Origin of the sequence: Burkholderia sp. AU45388 (genome assembly GCF_030481585.1) — a bacterium.
GTDB lineage: Bacteria > Pseudomonadota > Gammaproteobacteria > Burkholderiales > Burkholderiaceae > Burkholderia > Burkholderia sola.
The window spans coordinates 368520-386363 of the sequence record NZ_JAUJPV010000003.1; the positions used below are offsets into that span (position 1 = coordinate 368520).

At 68.6% G+C, this 17844-nt stretch carries 17 protein-coding genes; 8 read left to right on the plus strand and 9 right to left on the minus strand.

The window, feature by feature from the left end; genetic code table 11:
* Positions 1-7 precede the first annotated feature (7 nt).
* The 3 genes from QZM72_RS09135 to QZM72_RS09145 all read left to right on the plus strand — a co-directional run bounded on the left by QZM72_RS09135 (position 8) and on the right by QZM72_RS09145 (position 3163).
* Positions 8-1192 (plus strand): cytochrome c, encoded by a 1185-nt coding sequence (locus tag QZM72_RS09135; RefSeq protein ID WP_301737893.1) that lies wholly within the window; start codon positions 8-10, stop codon positions 1190-1192.
* Positions 1193-1225: 33 nt separating this feature from the next.
* Positions 1226-2179, plus strand: coding sequence for an ABC transporter substrate-binding protein (locus QZM72_RS09140; protein WP_301737894.1), 954 nt, complete (start codon positions 1226-1228; stop codon positions 2177-2179).
* A 117-nt stretch (positions 2180-2296) separates the two neighbouring features.
* On the plus strand, positions 2297-3163 hold the full coding sequence (locus QZM72_RS09145) for an MOSC domain-containing protein (protein ID WP_301737895.1): 867 nt from the start codon (positions 2297-2299) through the stop codon (positions 3161-3163).
* 83 nt (positions 3164-3246) lie between these two features.
* Here QZM72_RS09145 and QZM72_RS09150 read toward each other — a convergent pair whose 3' ends face one another.
* Both QZM72_RS09150 and QZM72_RS09155 read right to left on the minus strand, forming a co-directional pair.
* Positions 3247-4647 (minus strand): sensor histidine kinase, encoded by a 1401-nt coding sequence (locus QZM72_RS09150; protein WP_089470566.1) that lies wholly within the window; start codon positions 4645-4647, stop codon positions 3247-3249.
* A gap of 79 nt (positions 4648-4726) precedes the next feature.
* Positions 4727-5401 (minus strand): response regulator, encoded by a 675-nt coding sequence (locus tag QZM72_RS09155; protein WP_301737896.1) that lies wholly within the window; start codon positions 5399-5401, stop codon positions 4727-4729.
* A 334-nt stretch (positions 5402-5735) separates the two neighbouring features.
* Here QZM72_RS09155 and QZM72_RS09160 point away from each other — a divergent pair, with 334 nt between their 5' ends.
* The 4 genes from QZM72_RS09160 to QZM72_RS09175 all read left to right on the plus strand — a co-directional run bounded on the left by QZM72_RS09160 (position 5736) and on the right by QZM72_RS09175 (position 11026).
* Positions 5736-6836 carry an ABC transporter substrate-binding protein gene (locus QZM72_RS09160; protein ID WP_301737897.1) on the plus strand — a complete coding sequence of 367 codons (1101 nt, stop codon included), beginning with the start codon at positions 5736-5738 and terminating at the stop codon, positions 6834-6836.
* Between the two features lie 107 nt (positions 6837-6943).
* Positions 6944-8716, plus strand: coding sequence for an iron ABC transporter permease (locus QZM72_RS09165; protein WP_301737898.1), 1773 nt, complete (start codon positions 6944-6946; stop codon positions 8714-8716).
* On the plus strand, positions 8709-9776 hold the full coding sequence (locus tag QZM72_RS09170; protein ID WP_301737899.1) for an ABC transporter ATP-binding protein: 1068 nt from the start codon (positions 8709-8711) through the stop codon (positions 9774-9776). The genes QZM72_RS09165 and QZM72_RS09170 overlap by 8 nt, the downstream gene beginning before the upstream one ends.
* 158 nt (positions 9777-9934) lie before the next feature.
* Positions 9935-11026 carry a porin gene (locus tag QZM72_RS09175; RefSeq protein WP_301737900.1) on the plus strand — a complete coding sequence of 364 codons (1092 nt, stop codon included), beginning with the start codon at positions 9935-9937 and terminating at the stop codon, positions 11024-11026.
* 148 nt (positions 11027-11174) lie between these two features.
* Here QZM72_RS09175 and QZM72_RS09180 read toward each other — a convergent pair whose 3' ends face one another.
* Positions 11175-12137 (minus strand): zinc-binding alcohol dehydrogenase family protein, encoded by a 963-nt coding sequence (locus QZM72_RS09180; RefSeq protein ID WP_301737902.1) that lies wholly within the window; start codon positions 12135-12137, stop codon positions 11175-11177.
* A 31-nt stretch (positions 12138-12168) separates the two neighbouring features.
* Positions 12169-12420, minus strand: a complete 252-nt coding sequence (locus tag QZM72_RS09185) for a hypothetical protein (protein ID WP_301737903.1) — start codon at positions 12418-12420, stop codon at positions 12169-12171.
* A 96-nt stretch (positions 12421-12516) separates the two neighbouring features.
* Between QZM72_RS09185 and QZM72_RS09190 the strand changes: the two genes are divergently transcribed.
* Entirely contained in the window at positions 12517-13308 is a 792-nt protein-coding gene (locus QZM72_RS09190) for a helix-turn-helix transcriptional regulator (protein WP_301737904.1), read from the plus strand.
* A 79-nt stretch (positions 13309-13387) separates the two neighbouring features.
* Here the strand turns inward: QZM72_RS09190 and hpaI are convergent, their stop codons facing one another.
* From hpaI to hpaE, 5 genes are read right to left on the minus strand one after another with little or no spacing between them, the layout of a single operon-like run.
* On the minus strand, positions 13388-14194 hold the full coding sequence (gene hpaI / locus QZM72_RS09195) for a 4-hydroxy-2-oxoheptanedioate aldolase (protein WP_301737906.1): 807 nt from the start codon (positions 14192-14194) through the stop codon (positions 13388-13390).
* 12 nt (positions 14195-14206) lie between these two features.
* The gene (gene hpaH, locus QZM72_RS09200) at positions 14207-15010 is read right to left on the minus strand and encodes a 2-oxo-hept-4-ene-1,7-dioate hydratase (protein WP_174428989.1); all 804 of its coding nucleotides are present in this window, start codon (positions 15008-15010) and stop codon (positions 14207-14209) included.
* A 20-nt stretch (positions 15011-15030) separates the two neighbouring features.
* Complete coding sequence (locus tag QZM72_RS09205) at positions 15031-15423, minus strand: 5-carboxymethyl-2-hydroxymuconate Delta-isomerase (RefSeq protein WP_011547838.1); 393 nt, start codon at positions 15421-15423, stop codon at positions 15031-15033.
* A 44-nt stretch (positions 15424-15467) separates the two neighbouring features.
* Positions 15468-16316, minus strand: a complete 849-nt coding sequence (hpaD, locus tag QZM72_RS09210; RefSeq protein ID WP_301737907.1) for a 3,4-dihydroxyphenylacetate 2,3-dioxygenase — start codon at positions 16314-16316, stop codon at positions 15468-15470.
* A gap of 47 nt (positions 16317-16363) precedes the next feature.
* Positions 16364-17827, minus strand: coding sequence for a 5-carboxymethyl-2-hydroxymuconate semialdehyde dehydrogenase (gene hpaE / locus QZM72_RS09215; RefSeq protein WP_301737908.1), 1464 nt, complete (start codon positions 17825-17827; stop codon positions 16364-16366).
* Positions 17828-17844 lie beyond the last annotated feature (17 nt).

The window sequence follows — 17844 nt, forward strand, 5'->3', positions numbered from 1 at the left end:
GCGCGCGATGAACGCGCCGCCGTTCGCCGACTGGGCCATCGCGTTCCTGCAACTGCTGTATGGCGCGCAAATCGCGCTGGCGCGCGGGCTGCACGCGATCGGCCTGACCGGCGACGCCGACGGCCAGTCCGCGTGGCCGTGGGCACACCGCATCGCGCTCGAAACGCTGCGCATCGACGCCGGGCTCACGCGGCAGCTCGCGTTCGCCTGTGGCGTGACGGCGCTGGCCGTCGTGCTCGCCTGCATCGCGCTGGTTTCACGCAAGCGGCGTATCGCGACGGCCGTCGCCGCGCTGGCCGTCGCGTGGTTCGCGCCGTGGCCGCCCGCTTCGCTGTGGCTCGCGCCCGCCGTGCCGACGAGCTTCCAGCGCGGCCCCGCGCCGTTTTCCGTGTCGAGCGTGATGCGCGGCGCGCACCTCTATACGCAACATTGCGCGGCCTGCCATGGCACGGACGGCCGCGGCGAAGGCCCGCTCGCGGCCACGCTCGCGCACTGGCCGCCGACCTTCGCCGGCGCATTGCTCGCGCGTCGCCTCGACGGCGAACTGTTCTGGCGCGTGCGTCACGGCACGCGGGACGAGCACGGCGCATCGACGATGCCCGGCTTCGCCGCGACGCTCGGCCCGCAGGACACATGGGCCATGCTCGACTACCTGAAGGCGCTCGCCGCCGGTAGCGGCGCACAGGCGGAAGGCGCGTGGCCGGTGCCCGTCCCGCTGCCGGCGCTCGACGTGCGCTGCGGTGACGCCGCGCCCCAGGCGCTCGAGCGCTGGCGCGAAGGCCAGCGCGTGCGCGTCGTCGCGCTTGCGCCGGGCGCGACGCCACCGCAGGAAGATGCGCGCTGGCAGACCTTGCTCGTCACCGAACGCGGCGCGCCGGTGCCGCCGTCGGCCGGTACGCGTGCGAACTGCGTCGCGACGACCGCCGATGCGTGGCGCGCGTTCGCGACGATTACCGGCGTCGCGCCCGATGCGCTCGGCGGCACGCAACTGCTCGCCGATCGGCGCGGCTGGCTGCGGGCGCGCGCGTTGCCGGGCAGCGCCGGCTGGTCGGATGCCGACCTGCTGTGCCGCTCGGATGCGGCGGCTGTCCGGCCGTCCACGCCGGCCGCCCGCGGCGATGCATTGACCGCCCTGCTGCTGCGCGTCGACCAGGAACCCGTGCGCGACGTACAGGCCGGGCTCCCGCATTGAACCCACGAATCCTTCCTTCGACCGAACTTCACGATGAATCCGACCCGACGCCACTTCCTCGCCCAGGCGAGCGCCCTTGCCACGATCGCCGCCGCCCCGGCCGCCGTGCGCGCGCAATCGGGCGCACGCCCGCTGCTGCGCGCCGGCGACCAGAAAGGCGGGCTGCGCGCGCTGCTCGAAGCGGCCGGCGAGCTGCACGGCCTCCCGTACGACATCGCGTGGACCGAATTCCCGGCCGCCGCGCCGCTCGCCGAAGCGCTGAACGCGGCGGCCGTCGACTGCGGGCCGATCGGCGACGCGCCGGTGATCTTCGCGCTCGCCTCGGGCGCCCGCATCAAGGTGATCGGCGCGAACCGTTCCGATCCGTACGGCACGGCCGTGCTCGTGCAACCCGACGCCGCGCTGAAAGGCGCGGCCGACCTGAAGGGCAAGCGCATCGGCACCACGCGCGGCTCGATCGGCCATTTCGTCACGCTGAAGGCGCTCGACGCGGCCGGCCTGCCGCCCGATGCCGTGTCGTTCCGCTTCCTGCCGCCGGCCGACACGATGCTGGCGCTCGCCACCGGTTCGATCGACGCGTGGGCGACCTGGGAGCCCTATACCGCACTCGCCGAAACGAGCGGCCGCGCGCGCGTGCTCGTGAACGGCCGTGGACTGTGGTCGGGCCTCAGCTATCTCGCGGCGACCGACGCGGCGATCGCCTCGAAGCGCGACGTGCTGCACGATTTCCTGCGGCGCATCGTGCGCGCGCAGGTCTGGTCGTACCGGCACGTCGACGCGTATTCGGCGGCGCTCGCGCGCATCATCGGCATTCCGCCGGCCGCCGCGAAGCTGCAGTTCGAGCGACGCGGCACGCGCTGGCAGCCGATCGACGCGACGGTGATCGCCCAGCAGCAGCGCACGGCCGACTTCTACCTGAAGGCCGGCCTGCTGCGCCAGCCGCTCGACGTGCGCACGACGTTCGACCCGGGCTTTCCGCTCGCGTGACGCGCAGCCGGCCACACGGCACGCCTGCGCCGGCCCGCGGCGCGCAACCGCCCGAACGGCGCTCGCGTGATCTGGCACAATCGCGATTCGATCATCCCCCCTTTGTCAGCCAGCGTCATGCCAGCCATCTCCGAACTCTTCGTCTACCCGATCAAATCCTGCGCCGGCATCGCGCTGTCGCGCGCGCAACTGCTCGAAACCGGCCTCGCGTACGACCGCCACTGGCTGATCACGACCCCGGACGGGATGATGATCACGCAGCGCACGCACCCGCGGCTCGCGCTGATCCGCCCCACGCTCGACAGCGATGCGCTCGTGCTGAACGCGCCGGGCATGCCGGAGATACGCACGCCGCTCGACGGCGACGCAAGCGCTGCCACGCCGAAGATGGCCGCGACCGTGTGGCGCGACACCGTCGACGCGATCGACACGGGCGCCGAGACGGCCGCGTGGCTCACCGAATTCGTCGGCACGCCGTTGAAGCTCGTGCGCTTCGGTGCCGACGCGCGCCGCGGCTGCAACCGCAAATGGACCGGCGACATCGATACGCATACGCAGTTCGCGGATGGCTACCCGCTGCTGGTGATCGGCCAGGCGTCGCTCGACGACCTGAACGCGAGGCTCGCCGCGAAGGGCGCGCCGGCGATTCCGATGAACCGCTTCCGTCCGAACATCGTCGTGTCGGATCTGGACGCGTATGAAGAGGATTTCGTCGAACATCTCGACGCCGAAGGCGCGACGCCCGTGCGGCTGCGTCTCGTGAAGCTGTGCACGCGCTGTCCGGTGCCGACGATCGATCAGGCCACCGGCGCGCCGAATCCCGAATGGCCGCACGAGCCGACCGACACGATGCAGACCTATCGCGCGAACCCGAACTACGACAATGCGCTGACGTTCGGCATCAACGCGATCGTCGTCGAAGGCGCGGGGGCGTGGCTCGAGGTCGGGCAGTCCGTCGAAGCGGAAATCGGCTTCGGCGACTGAGCATGACGGCGGGCGGCGCGTCGTTTGCGTCGCCGCCCTACCACCGTTCAGAGCAGTTTCCGCGCCCGATCGAAGCGGCCCCGCTACTGCGCCACCGCCGGCAGCACCACCGTCACGATCAAGCCGCCGCCGGCCGCATCGGCGAGCGTCACGCTGCCCTGGTGCACCCGCGCAATCTCCCGCACGATCGACAGCCCGAGCCCGGTGCCTTCGACCGTCTGTGTCCTGCTGCCGCGATGGAAGCGCTCGAACACCGCGTCGCGCTCGCCGGCCGGAATGCCTGGCCCGTTGTCGATCACGTCGAGCCGCGCCTGCTCGCCGTCGCGCGACACGCGCACCGTGATCACCGCATGGTCGCCCGAGTAACGAATCGCGTTGTCGATCAGGTTGCCGATCATCTCGCCGAGCAGGTCGGACTGGCCGAGCACGTCGACGTCGGCCTCGTGCTCGAAGCCGAGATCGATGTCGCGCGCGCGTGCGACGGGCGACCAGTCGAGCGTCACGCTGCGTGCGAGCCGGTGCAGCGCGACCGGCTTGTGCGCGACCGCGTGACCGCTGTCCGAATCGAGCCGCGACAGCGACAACAATTGCTGGACGATCTTCGCGGCCTGCCGCACCGCGCCGTTCGCGCGCCGCAGGTGCACGTTCGCGCGCGGCTGCTCGTCGGGCCGCAGCGCAAGTTCGACACCCGCCTGCACCGCCGCGAGCGGCGTCTTCAACTGATGAGCCGCATCGGCGAAGAAGCGGCGCCGCGCCACCTGCATCCGCTGCGTACGGCCGATGTACTGGTTGATCGAATCGACGAGCGGCGCGAGTTCGCTCGGCATCGCGCCGGTGTCGAGCGGTGTCGTGTCGTCCTCTCTGCGCGCGGCGACGGTGGCCGACAGCCGGTTCAGCGGCCGCAGCCCGCGCCCGACGCCCAGCCACACGATGCCAAGCGCGAGCACGACGAGCAGTCCTTCCTGCAGCAGCGACCCGATCAGGATCTCGCGCGCGAGCGCCTGACGCGCCTCGATCGTCTCGCCGACCATCACCCACACGATGCGCGACTGCGCGGTCGGCACGTCGTGCACGGGAATACGCAACGCGGCCATCCGCAATTGCTCGCCGCGATACACGACGTCGTAGTAGCGCGTGACGAACAGCGCGCCGTCGCCCGCGTCGCGGCCATGCGGCAGCGGTAGATCGGGATAGCCGGTGACCGTGCGGCCGTTGTCCTCGCGGATCAGGTAGTAGATCTTGCCGCCGTCGCTCGATTCGAGCATTTCGAGCGCGAGATACGGCAGGTCGACCTCGATCTCGCCGTCGTTGAGCCGCACGCCTTCGCGGATCGACTTCAGCGACGACGACAGCGTACGGTCGAACGCGACGTGCGCGGCGCTCATCGCACGCTGGTACGTGAGCCACGAGTCGAGCGCGAGCAGGCCGAGCAGCGGGAGCAGCAGCCACAGCGCGACCTGCGCGCGCAGGTTCGGGCGAGTCATCGTGCGGCTCGCCGGGCCGCCCGAAGCGACGCATGCGCCCGCTCCGGGGGCGGCGCACGGCGGTGAGCGCGGACGCGGATCATGCTTGCGCCTTCGCTTCGAGCAGATAGCCCAACCCGCGCAGCGTGACGATCGCGACGCCCGAGTTCTCCAGCTTCTTGCGCAGCCGGTACACGTAGATCTCGATCGCATCGGCGTTGACCGATTCGTCGAGCCCGAAGATCTTCTCCGACAGCGTCTCCTTGTTGATCGCGCGGCCGTTGCGCAGGATCAGCACCTCGAGCACCGAGCGCTCGCGCGGCGTGAGCGACAGCGGCTCGCCCGCGAGATGAAAGCCGCGGTCGATACTGTCGTACGAAAGCGGCCCGCACTCGACGCGCGCATGCTCGTGCCCGAGGCTGCGCCGGATCAGCGCGCGGGCGCGCGCCTCCAGCTCCGTCAGCTCGAACGGTTTCGCGAGATAGTCGTCGGCGCCGAGATCGAGCCCCTTCACGCGATCCTCGACCGAGCCGTGCGCGGTGAGGATCAGCACCGGCACCGGGTTGCGGCGCGCGCGCAGCCGCCGCAGCACCTCGAGCCCGTCGAGCTTCGGCAGCCCGAGATCGAGGATCACCAGCGCGTAATCCTGCGTGCGCAGCACGTGGTCCGCCGCCTCGCCGTCGGCCATGTGATCGACCGCGAAGCGCGCGGCGCTCAGCGCGTCGTTCAGCGACTGGGCCAGGTTCGGGTTGTCTTCGACGAGCAGCACACGCATGGGGATTCCGGTAGGGTCAGCGACAGCCCGCTACATTACATGATCCTTTCCGTCTCCACGCCTCGCGCAAACACGGGTTGCGCGGGTGCCGCGGACCGGCTGCGGGCCGCGTCGGCGGCCGGAGAGTTGTGCGCGACGATGCGCGCACGGCCCCGGCCGCGCTCCCTTTCGCTTTCAAGCCATGCCGCGAACCCGCAGCCGGCGCCGCCGTCTCCCCCGGGAAATCCATGACGCGAACGGCGCTATTGCGAACGGGAATGAAAGCGGGCTGAAAGTGCCCCGCCATTAACATCCGCGTCACTCGAACAACATCGACGCATCACTGGAGGAAGACATGCCGTATGCACCGAAGCACCTCGCCGCCGCGCTGGCGGCCGTTCTGGGCGCTGCCGCCGGCAGCGCCGCCGCGCAGGTTCCGGCCGGCTACCCGGGGAACTACCAGGGCGTGATCGACGCCGCGAAGAAGGAAGGCAAGCTGATCGTCTACTCGACGACCGACACGGGCCTCGTGCGTCCGCTGATCAAGGACTTCGAAAGCCTGTACGGCGTGAAGGTCGAGTACAACGACATGAACAGCACCGAGCTGTACAACCGCTACATCAGCGAGAACGCGGCGAGCAGCACCAGCGCCGACGTGCTGTGGAGCTCGGCGATGGACCTGCAGGTCAAGCTCGTCAACGACGGCCTGATGGCGTCCTATGATTCGCCCGAAAGCCCGAACGTGCCGCAATGGGCGCAGTACCAGAAGCAGGCGTACGGCACGACGTTCGAGCCGCTCGCGATCGTCTACAACAAGCGGCTGATCCCCGCGAACGAAGTGCCGACGACGCGCGCCGACCTGATCAAGCTGCTCACCACGCAGGCCGACAAGTTCAAAGGCAAGGTCACGACCTACGACATCGAGAAATCGGGCGTCGGCTTCAACTACCTGACCCAGGACGCGCACGTGAACGAGAAGGTCACGTGGGAACTCGTGAAGGCAATCGGCGCTACCGGCCCGAAGCTGCAGTCGAGCACGGGCGCGATGATGGAACGCATCTCGTCGGGCGAGAACCTGATCGGCTACAACATCATCGGTTCATATGCGTACGCGAAGGCGAAGAAGGACAAGTCGATCGGCTACGTGTTTCCGAAGGACTACACGCAGGTCGTGAGCCGCCTCGCCACCGTGTCGAAGAAGGCGAAGAACCCGAACGCCGCGAAGCTGTGGGTCGACTACCTGCTGTCCAAGCGCGGCCAGACGCTGATCGCGAACCAGGCGAACCTGTATGCGATCCGTGCGGACGTGACCGGCGAGACGTCGGCCGCGAGCCTCACGAAGGAACTCGGCGATTCGCTGAAGCCGATCCAGATCGGCACCGGCCTGCTCGTCTATCTCGACCAGTCGAAGCGCCTCGCGTTCCTGAAGCAATGGCAGCAGGCGATCAAGCGCTGATCCGCTGAGCCGCTGACCCAGGCCGCCCGCCGCGCGTCGCGCGGGCGGCCCCTTCCCCTCACCGACTTCCTTGAGGCGGCCATCCGGATGGCCGCAGGGGCGAACTCATGCTTTCAACCAGCACACGCGGCACGGCACCGGCCGTTCCGCCCGCCACCGGCCCGCGCGACGCGATTCCCGCGCTGCCGGTCAGCAGCCTGCAGCCGCTCGCCGGCATGCTGCGCTGGATCGTCGTCGCGGTCCTGACCGTCGCGGTCGCGCTGCCGCTCGGCTTCATCCTGTTCCAGAGCTTCCTGTCCGCGCCGTTCTTCGACGCGAACAAGACGCTCGGCATCGACGGATTCCGCTTCATCTTCAGCGATCCCGACTTCTGGTCGGCCGTGAAGAACTCGTTCATCATCGCCGGCGGGATGCTGTTCATCTCGATCCCGCTCGGCGGCATCCTCGCGTTCCTGATGGTGCGCACCGACCTGCCCGGCCGCCGCTGGCTCGAACCGCTGCTGCTCACGCCCGTGTTCGTGTCGCCGATGGTGCTCGCGTTCGGCTACGTGGTCGCGGCCGGCCCGGTCGGCTTCTACTCGGTGTGGTTCAAGGAACTGTTCGGGGTGCAGAGCGTGCCCTGGAACGTGTATTCGATCTTCGCGATCACGGTGATCGTCGGCCTCACGCACGTGCCGCACGTGTACCTGTATTCGTCGGCCGCGCTGCGCAACCTCGGCTCGGACGTCGAGGAAGCCGCGCGCGTGACGGGCGCCCGTCCGTTCCGCGTCGCGCTCGACGTGAGCCTGCCGATGACGATGCCCGCGCTGCTGTTCGCCGGCGTGCTGGTGTTCTTCCTCGGGTTCGAGGTGTTCGGGCTGCCGCTCGTGCTCGGCGATCCGGAAGGCCACCTCGTGCTCGCGACCTACCTGTACAAGCTGACCAACAAGCTCGGCGTGCCGTCGTATCACCTGATGGCCGCGGTCGCCGTGTGCATCGTCGCGATCACCTTCCCGCTCGTGCTGCTGCAGCGCCGCCTGCTGAAGACCGCGAACCGCTTCGTCACCGTGAAGGGCAAGGCCGGCCGCGCGACGGTGCTGCCGCTCGGCGTATGGCGCTGGGTCGCGCTCGCGATCGTCGCGCTGTGGCTGATGCTGACCGTGATCGTGCCGATCTCGGGCATCGTGCTGCGCGCGTTCGTGACCAACTGGGGCGAAGGCGTCGCGCTCGCCGAAGTGCTGACGCTGTCGAACTTCATCGAACTGTTCGAGCAGGACAACCTGGTGCGCGCGATCGTCAACACGCTCGGCATCGGCGTGATCGGCGGCGCACTCGCGATCGGCTTCTACTCGCTCGTCGCGTTCGCCGGCCACCGCCGCCCCGACTGGGCGACCAGGCTGCTCGACTACCTCGTGCTGCTGCCGCGCGCGGTGCCGGGCCTGCTCGCCGGTCTCGCGTTCCTGTGGATCTTCCTGTTCGTGCCCGGCCTGCGCGAGCTGAAGAACTCGATGTGGAGCATCTGGATCGCGTACACGGTCGTGTGGCTCGCGTACGGGATGCGGCTGATCCAGAGCGCGCTGCTGCAGGTCGGCCCCGAGCTGGAGGAAGCCGGCCGCAGCGTCGGCGCGACGCGCAGCCGCGTGTCGCTCTACGTGACGCTGCCGCTCGTGCGTTTCGGCCTGCTCGCCGCGTGGCTGCTGATCTTCATGATCTTCGAGCGCGAATACTCGACCGCCGTCTACCTGCTGTCGCCCGGCACCGAGGTGATCGGCGCGCTGCTCGTGTCGCTGTGGGCGACCGGCGCCGTCGACCAGGTCGCCGCGCTCTCTGTCATCAACATCGCGATGGTCGGCGCCGGTCTCGGCGTGGCCCTGCGCTTCGGAGTGAAACTTCATGGATAAGCTCATCGTCGACGATCTGCACCTCAGCTACGGCGCCAACCCGATCCTCAAGGGCGTGTCGTTCGAACTGAAGGCCGGCGAAGTCGTATGCCTGCTCGGCGCGTCGGGCAGCGGCAAGACCACGCTGCTGCGCGCGGTGGCCGGCCTCGAACAGCCGTCCGACGGGCGCATCCAGCTCGACGAGCGCGTGTTCTTCGACGGCGCGCGACGCGTCGACCTGCCCGTCGAACAGCGCTCGCTCGGCCTCGTGTTCCAGTCGTACGCGCTGTGGCCGCACCGCACCGTCGCCGACAACGTCGGCTACGGCCTCAAGCTGCGCCGCGTGGCGCCTGCCGAACAAAAGCGCCGCGTGCAGACCGCGCTCGACCAGTTGGGCCTCGGCCACCTCGCCGAACGCTTTCCGCATCAGTTGTCGGGCGGCCAGCAGCAGCGCGTCGCGATCGCCCGCGCGCTCGTCTACAACCCGCCGGTGATTTTGCTCGACGAGCCGCTTTCGAACCTCGACGCAAAGCTGCGCGAGGAAGCGCGTGCGTGGCTGCGCGAACTGATCGTGTCGCTCGGGCTGTCGGCCCTGTGCGTGACGCACGACCAGACCGAAGCGATGGCGATGTCCGACCGCATCCTGCTGCTGCGCAACGGCCGCATCGAGCAGGAAGGCACGCCGGCCGAGCTGTACGGCGCGCCGCGCTCGCTGTACACCGCCGAGTTCATGGGCAGCAACAACCGGATCGACGCGCGCGTCGCCGCGATCGACGGCGAATGCGTGACGCTCGCCGGCGACGGCTGGGAGTTGCGCGCCGTCGCCCGCGACACGCTCGCGCCCGGCCAGGACGCCCAGGCCGTGATCCGCCTGGAACGCGTGCAGGTCGCCGACGGCCCGGGCGCGAACCGGCTGCAGGCCGACCTCGTCACGTCGATGTATCTCGGCGACCGCTGGGAATACCTGTTCCATTGCGGCGACATGCGCCTGCGTGCGTTCGGCCATGTGCCGCGCGCGGCCGGCAAGCACTGGATCGAATTCCCGACCAACGACTGCTGGGCGTTCGCGAAAGCGGGCTGACCCGACCGCGGCGCCTCGCGCGCCGCCGCGTAGGCAGTCGAGCGCGCATCCCTTTGCGACTTGCATCGGCGGACGCTTCATCGCGTCCGCCGATGGCGCGCTGCGTACCCGTTTTCCGTTTCACCCTGCCCAAAACAAACCAAGGAGACACCGTCAAAATGGAGTCACGCGCAGAACGTTCGATTCGAGCAGCAGTCCTCACCGGTTCGGCCGCGGCCGCCTGTCTCGCCGCGCCGGCCGCGCACGCGCAGTCGTCGGTCACGATATACGGGATCATGGATGCCGGCATCGAATACGCGAACCATGCGGCGCCGGATGGCGGCAATTCGTTCAAGCTGAAGTCGGGCAACAAGAACACGTCGCGCTGGGGCCTGCGCGGCGTCGAGGATCTCGGCGGCGGGTTGAAGGCGGTGTTCCGCCTCGAAAGCGGGATCGATCTGGCGAACGGCGCGTCCGACGACGGCCCCGACTCGATCTTCGCGCGCCGTGCGACGGTGGGCCTGAAAGGCAAATGGGGCGAGCTGACGCTTGGCCGCAACTTCACCGTCACGTACGACTACATGCTGCCGTTCGACCCGATGGGTTACGCGCAGAACTACTCGTGGGCGACCTCGTCGATGGCGACCGGCGGCCGCAAGGACGGCCTGTTCACGCGCTCGTCGAACGCGGTGCGCTACGACGGCGAATTCAGCGGCTTCAAGTTCGGTGCGCTGTACGGTTTCGGCAACGTGCCGGGCAGCGTGAAGACCAGCTCCAAGTACGATTTCGCGATCGGTTACGAGACGGGGCCGCTCGCCGCCGTCGTCACGTTCGACCGGCAGAACGGCGCGGCCGACAGCGTCACGCCGGCCGATGCCGTCAACTATATTCAGGGCATCCATGCGGGCCTGAGCTATGACTTCGGCAACCTGAAGACGATGGCCGGCTATCGCAATTACAAGCGCACGTTCCGCACCGCGGCGGCGAACCAGTTGAGCGACATGGTTTGGCTCGGCGGGTCGTACCAGTTCACGCCGACGTTCTCGCTGATCGCGGCCGTCTATCACCAGAACATCAAGGGCGGCACGGATGCCGACCCGACGCTGGTGTCGGTGCGTGCGCAATACGCGCTGTCGAAGCGCACGGTGCTGTATGCAGCCGGTGCGTTCGCGATCGCGAAGCACGACCAGAAAGTCGGCGTGTCGCGCGATTTCAACGGGTACGGCACCACGCAGGTCGGGGTCACGGCGGGGATTCAGCAGCGGTTCTGATCCCGGCGTGGCGGGGCGGCGGCGGGCAGTCGGCCGCCCGCCTGCCCGCTCTCACGCCACGCGCGACGGCACGACAGAAAACGACCAGCCGCCGCTGCGCGGCCCGATCTTCACCTCGCATCCGGTCCGCCGTCTGCCGATGCGCCGCTCACTGGCCGCGTATCGTGAACACCAACCGTACGACGCTGCTCGCATCGCCCCAATGTTCGCCGACCGCCGACAGCGGCACCGTGCGCGTGTCGATCGTCAGGCCCGCCGACCCGGCCGCTTCGAATACGCCGCGCACCGACGCCAGCAAGCCCGGCAACGACACGCTGCCCAGGCCGCTGCCCATCAGTTCGATCGCGGTCGCCCGCAACACGGCCCCCGGCAGCAGCACGTCCGCGCCGCCGATCGAGCCGATCTGCACGAAACGCAGCCGCCGGCCATCGGGCGTCGCCTTCGCGGCGGCCACCAGCAGCGTCTGCGCGCTGGCGCCCCACAGATAATCGAGCACGATGTCCACGCCCGCGCGGAAATGCGGTTCGAGCGCCCGCGCCAGATGCGCGTCGTCCTGCTGCAGCGACACCACGGCGTCCGCGCCGGCATTCAGCAACGCCTGCAATGCAGCCGCGTTGCGGCCCGTCGCGATCACCTTCGCCGCGCCGAGATGCTTCGCGATCCGTACCGCGAGCCGCCCGGACGTACCCGTCGCACCATTGACGAGCACCGTCTCGCCCGCGACGAACCGCGCGCGTTCGGTCAGCGCCGCCCACGACGACATCCCCGGAATCGCGATCGCCGCGGCGGTGACATCGTCAAGCGTGTCCGGCAGCGGCACGCACTGCGTATCGGGCACGGTCGTGCGTTCGGCCATCGCACCGAACGGCACCGGCGCACCGAAGAAGTAGACGCGCCGGCCATCGTCGAGACGCCCCACGCCGTCGACACCGACGACGAACGGATAGCGTCGATCCGACGAGTAATGCGTGCCGGCCGCGCGCCCCTGCGCGATGCGGCTCAGCGCGGACGCCGTCACGTCGATCAGGCTGTGGCCCGGCGTCGCGCGCGGCGGTTCGAACTCCGTATAAACCGGGCGCTGTCCAGCGCCTTCGACGACTGCTGCTTTCATACTGGTTCCTTCAATTCCGGAGGGTGGGCCTTTACCGCGCCTCGAGCCACGCGCGCAGCTCGGGATCGCGTACTTCCAGCACGTCGAACAGGCCAAGCGCACGCAGTGCAGGCAACGCATCGATCGCGTCGACCTCCGCGCGCGCCCGGTCCGCCGGCGCGGCGTTCGGGTCGGTCAATACGCGCGCATTGACCAGAAACGCGCCGACGGTTCCTTTGCGGATCGTCGTTCCGCCGGCATCGACCTGGTTGGCATGGTCGGGAAGCATCTGTTCGGCTCGCATCGCGTCTTACTCCGGTCGTCATCGATGAAACGCAGTCTAGGCGTGCGAACCCGGCCGATCTCCGGTATAACGGCCATTCGATACCGATATCCGGCCATGCCCGATCCACTCCTGCCCGCCCGCTTCGTCACGTCCGACGACGGCCCGTTCGTGGTCGCCGCCGTCCTGTCGCAGCGCGACCCGCGCATCACCGCGCCGCATTCGCACGCACGCGGCCAACTGGTCGGCGCGCTGAGCGGGCTGGTGACGATCGGCCTCGACGACCAGGAATGGGTCGTACCGGCGATCCATGCGATCTGGATTCCGCCGCATTGCCGGCATTCGCTGCGCTCGTTCGGGCCGATTTCGGGCTGGTCGGCGTTCGTCGCCGAAGCCCGCTGCGCGGCGCTGCCGACGACGCCGCGCGCGATCCGCACGACGCCGCTGCTGCGCGAAGCCGTGCAGCGCGCCGCAAGCTGGGGCGATTCCGAACTCAATGCCGCGCAGACGCGGATCGCCGACGTGATCCTCGATGAAATCGCGGCCTCGGAAGCCGAAGCGCTGGGGCTGGTCCGGCCGCGCGACCCGCGGCTCGTGAAGATCACCGATGCGCTGGCCGCGGATCTCGCGGACGACCGGCGGCTGGAAGAATGGGCCGAATGGGCCGGCATCGGCGCACGGACGATGAGCCGCCGCTTCGTCGCCGAGACGGGGCTGACGTTCGCGCAATGGCGTCAGCAAGCCAGGCTGCTGCGGGCGCTGGAGCGCATCGCCGACGGCGTGCCGGTGACGACGATCGCGCTCGATCTCGGGTACGACAACGTGAGCGCGTTCATCGACATGTTCCGGCGTGCGCTGGGGACGACGCCGGGAAAGTATATGGAAGCGGCAAGGCACACGGAGGGGTAGGTGCCGCCATGCGCCTGTATGAAGCCGCACGGACGGCGAAAGGCCGGCGGTCGGAACACGAAAACCGCCCGCCGCTGCATCAATACGTGCCGTCGCCCTTCTTCACGACATCGCCGCGGCTGCCCCTGAACTGCGCGGCGAGCCGCTCCGCGCTCCGTGCCAGCAGCGTCGTATCGACGCCGACCGCGACGAACAACGCGCCCGCTTCCAGATAGCGCCGCGCGGCCGCCTCGTCCGCGCTGAGAATGCCCGGTGCCTTGCCGGCCGCCTCGATCGCGCGGATCGCACCGTCGATCGCAGCCTGCACATCGGGATGCCCCGGATGGCCGAGATGCCCGAGATCGGCGGCCAGATCGGCCGGCCCGATGAACACGCCGTCCACGCCGTCGACCCGCGCAATCGCGTCGATCGCATCGAGCCCCGCGCGCGCCTCGACCTGCACGAGCACGGCCATCTCGTCGTTCGCGCGATGCAGGTACTCGCCGACGCGATTCCACCGCGACGCACGCGCGAGCGCGCTGCCGACGCCGCGCATCCCGTGCGGCGGGTAACGCGTCGCGGCCACCGCCGCACGCGCTTCGTCCGCGCTCTGCACCATCGGCACGAGCAGTGTCTGCGCGCCGAGATCGAGCACCTGCTTGACGATCACCGGATCGTTCCACGGCACGCGCACGACCGGATGCGACGGATACGGCGCGATCGCCTGCAGTTGCGCGAGGATCGTCGGCACCGTGTTCGGCGCATGCTCGCCGTCGATCAGCAGCCAGTCGAACCCGGCGCCCGCGATCACTTCGGCGCTGTACGGATTCGCGAGGCCGAGCCACAGGCCGATCTGCGCGTCGCCGCGCGCGAGCGCGGCCTTGAAGACATTCGACGGAATCTGCATCGTTCGCTCACCTCACTCGAAGTAGCACTGGATCGTCCCGAGCGGGCCGTAGTCGACACTGAACGTATCGCCCGAACGCGCCGCGCACGGCCGTGTAAACGACCCGCCGAGCACGATCTGCCCCGGTTCCAGCGCGACGTCGAAACGCGCCAGCCGGTTCGCGAGCCATGCGACGCCGTTCGCCGGATGATTCAGCACGCCAGCCGCGACACCGGTTTCCTCGACCACGCCGTTGCGCGACATGATCGCCGCGACCCAGCGCAAATCGACGTCCTGCGGGCGCACCGGCCGGCCGCCGATCACGACGCCCGCGTTCGCCGCGTTGTCGGCGATCGTGTCGAACACCTTGCGCGGCCGTTTCGTATCGGGGTCGATCGACTGGCTGCGCGCGTCGATGATCTCGAGCGCCGGCACGACGTAATCGACCGCGTCGTACACGTCGAAGATCGTGCAGTTCGGGCCGGTGAGCCGCTTGCCGAGCACGAACGCGAGCTCGACTTCCACACGCGGCACGATGAAGCGGCCTGTCGGGATCGTGCCGCCGTCTTCGAAGAACATGTCGTCGAGCAGCGCGCCGTAGTCGGGTTCGTCGATCTGCGACGTGTTCTGCATCGCCTTCGACGTGAGGCCGATCTTGTGGCCCTTCAGCGTGCGGCCCTCCGCGAGCTTGAGGGTCACCCACGCGCGCTGGATCGCATACGCGTCGTCGATCGTGATGTCGGGATGGTCGAGCGAGATCTGGCGGATCTGCGTGCGCGCGCGCTCGGCATCGTGCAGACGGTGCGCGAGCTGGTCGATGATGGCGGGTTCGAGCATGGTCGGATCGGGGATGGGGTTCAGCCGGCCCGCTTGTAGCGGGCGTGAATGTTGTTGTGCTTGTACGAGCCGCTTTCGCTGAACTCGGTCAGTTCCATCGACAGCGCGAGATAGCGTTTCGCGTACAACTCGGCGAAGTGGGCCTTGATCGCGTCGAACAGCGCGTCGCACGCGGCTTGCTTCGTTTCGTCGCTGCGGCCCGCGCCGATCTTCAGCGTCACGTGGACGAACGCGTCGTCCTCCGTGCCGTCGGCGACGCAGTAGTCGTGCAGTTCGATCGCGCGCGAACGGATGCCGCCGGTCGGGAACACGCCGCCCTGCGCGATCAGCGTCGCGTTGATGGTGCGCAGCAGCGCGGGAATGCGCGCGTCGTCGCGGATGTTCGCGGTGTATTCGACGACGATGTGTGGCATGGCAATGCTCCGGTCGGATTCGAAGGCGTGGCGGATGGCAACGCTCAGGGCAGCGGAAAGATCGCGTTGATCTGCCCGGTGCCCGAGCTCGCGAAATAGTCGGTGACGATCTCGACGGGCTGGTCGTAGCGATCCCAGCCGAGCAGCCCGAGCAGCATCGCCGTGTCGTGCATGCCGCCTTCGCCGTGGCAATGCACGTTGTACTCGGGCAGCATCGCGCAGAAGGTCTTGAAATCGCCCTGCCTCCACAGCTCGACCACGCGCAGGTCGACCTGCCGGAAGAATTCGCGGCTGATCTGGTGGATCGATTCCTCGGGGCTGCCGTTGTCGTTGAAGCGGTGCGACAGCGAGCCGCTCGCGAGGAACGCGACGTTCGAATCGCTCTTCTCGATCGCCTCGAGCAGCGCCTCGCCGAAGCGCCGGCTTTCGTCGAGCGTGTGCCACATGCACCAGCCCGCGATCGACACGACCTTGAAGTGCTGGTCGCCGTTCATGTAGCGCATCGGCACGAGCGTGCCGTATTCGAGTTCGAGGCTGTCGATCTCGTGCGCACGCGTCGCGACGCCGCGCTCGGTGGCCGTTTCCGCGATCAGCCTGCCGAGCGCCGGGTTGCCCGGATACGCGTACTGCATGTCGCGGATGAAATGCGGCAGCTCGTTGCTCGTATAGGTGCCGGCGAACCGCGCATTGCAGTTCACGTGATAGCCCGCGTTGACGAGCCAGTGCACGTCCGACACAACGATCGTGTCGACGCCGAGCGCGCGGCAGCGCTCGCCGATCACCTGGTGGCCGCGGATCGCCGCTTCACGGCAGCCGTGATGCTTGCCGGGCAATTCCGACAGATACATCGACGGCACGTGCGTGATCTTCGCGGCGAGGGACAGTTTGCCCATCGTTCAAGTCTCCGTATGGTTCTTTGCGGCGAATCGCTCCGCGCCCGTCACACGCCCCAGCGCGGGACGTGATGCGAACCCATCGAGATGCACACGTTCTTGATTTCCGCGAACACCTCGAAACTGTACTCGCCGCCCTCGCGCCCGGTGCCCGATTCCTTCACGCCGCCGAACGGCTGGCGCAGGTCGCGCACGTTCTGGCTGTTCACGAACACCATCCCGGCCTCGATGCCGCGCGCGAGCCGATGCACCTTGCCGACGTCCTGCGTCCAGATGTACGACGCGAGGCCGTACGCCGTGTCGTTCGCGAGCCGCAGCCCGTCGTCTTCGTCGTCGAACGGGATGATGCACGCGACCGGCCCGAAGATCTCTTCCTGCGCGATGCGCATCCGGTTGTCGACGTCGGCGAACACGGTCGGCCGCACGAAGTTGCCGTGGCGCAGATGATCGGGCAGCCCGGCCGGCTTGTCCGCGCCGCCCGCGACCACGCGCGCGCCTTCCTGCTCGCCGATGCGGATATAGCCCGTCACCTTCTCCCAGTGCTGGCGCGTGATCATCGCGCCGAGATTCGTGCCCGGATCGGTCGGATCGCCGACCACCAGGTTGTTCGCGCGGCGCGCGAATTCCTGCACGAAGCGGTCGTAGATCGTGCGCTGCACGAAAATCCGCGAGCCCGCGGTGCAGCGTTCGCCGTTGATCGAGAAGATCGTGAACAGCGACGCGTCGAGCGCGCGGTCGAAATCGGCGTCGTCGAAAATCAGCACCGGCGACTTGCCGCCGAGCTCCATCGAATACTTCTTGAGGCCGGCGCGCTCCATGATCCGCTTGCCAGTGACCGTGCCGCCGGTAAACGACACCGCGCGCACGTCCGGATGCCGCACGAGCGCGTCGCCGGCCGTCGCACCGTAACCCTGCACGACGTTCAGCACGCCCGGCGGGATGCCGGCTTCGAGCGCGAGCCGGCCCAACTGGTCGGCCGTCAGCGGCGACAGCTCCGACATTTTCAGCACGGCCGTATTGCCGAGCGCGAGGCACGGCGCCGTCTTCCACGTCGCGGTCATGAACGGCACGTTCCACGGCGACACCAGCGCACACACGCCGACCGGCTGGTACAGCGTGTAGTTCAGCATCTGATCGTCGACCGGATAGGTGCGGCCGTTCATCTGCACGCACACTTCCGCGAAGAAATTGAAGTTCTCGGACGCGCGCGGAATCAGCTGCTTGCTCGTCTGCGCGATCGGCAGGCCGGTATCCTGCGTCTCCAGCGCCGCGAGCATCGGCACGTTCTTCTCGATCAGCTCGCCGAGCTTGCGCATCAGCTTCGCGCGCGCCTTCGCCGGCGTGTTCGCCCATTTCGGGAACGCTTCCTTCGCCGCGCGCACGGCCGCATCGACCTCGGCCTCGCCGCCCGACGCGACGTCGGTGATGACGTCGCCCGTCGCCGGGTTCAGCGTCGTGAAGGTGTCGCGGCTCTCCACTTCGCGGCCGCCGATCCAGTGCTTGATGGTCATGTGCTCTCCTTCCTTGG